1 protein-coding gene is annotated in these 447 nt (G+C 70.0%); it reads left to right on the top strand.

Features of this window, described 5'->3' with window-relative positions; genetic code table 11:
• On the top strand, positions 1 to 447 hold a 447-nt coding region (locus RNC47_RS36865; RefSeq protein WP_311605237.1), incomplete at both ends, for an IucA/IucC family protein.

The following is a 447-nucleotide window of genomic DNA, read 5'->3' as shown; positions in this document are numbered from 1 at the left end:
CACTACGTCAAAACGGCCCTGTCCGTTCTGAACATGGGCTTCATGCGCGGCCTCTCCGCCGCCTACATGGAGGCCACGCCCGCCATCAACGACTGGCTGGCCGGGCTCATCGAGCGGGACAGCTTGCTGAGCGGGGCCCGGTTCTCGATCATCCGGGAGCGGGCCGCGATCGGCTACCACCACCGGGCGTACGAGGCGGCCACCACCAAGGGCTCCCCCTACCTGAAGATGCTGGCCGCGCTCTGGCGCGAGAGCCCCGTCGCGGGTCTGGCGCCGGGCGAGCGGGTCGCGACCATGGCCTCCCTGCTCCACACCGACCACGAGGGCCGCTCGGTGGCCTCGGCGCTGATCGAGGAGTCGGGGCTCGACCCGCAGGTGTGGCTGCGGCACTACCTGGACGCCTATCTGGTGCCGGTGCTGCACAGCTTCTACGCCTACGACCTGGTC

The sequence above is a fragment of the Streptomyces millisiae genome, from assembly GCF_031845425.1.
Classification (GTDB): Bacteria; Actinomycetota; Actinomycetes; order Streptomycetales; family Streptomycetaceae; genus Streptomyces; species Streptomyces millisiae.
Note: the sequence above shows the minus strand (reverse complement) of the source record. Positions and strands in the feature narration are given on the sequence as shown.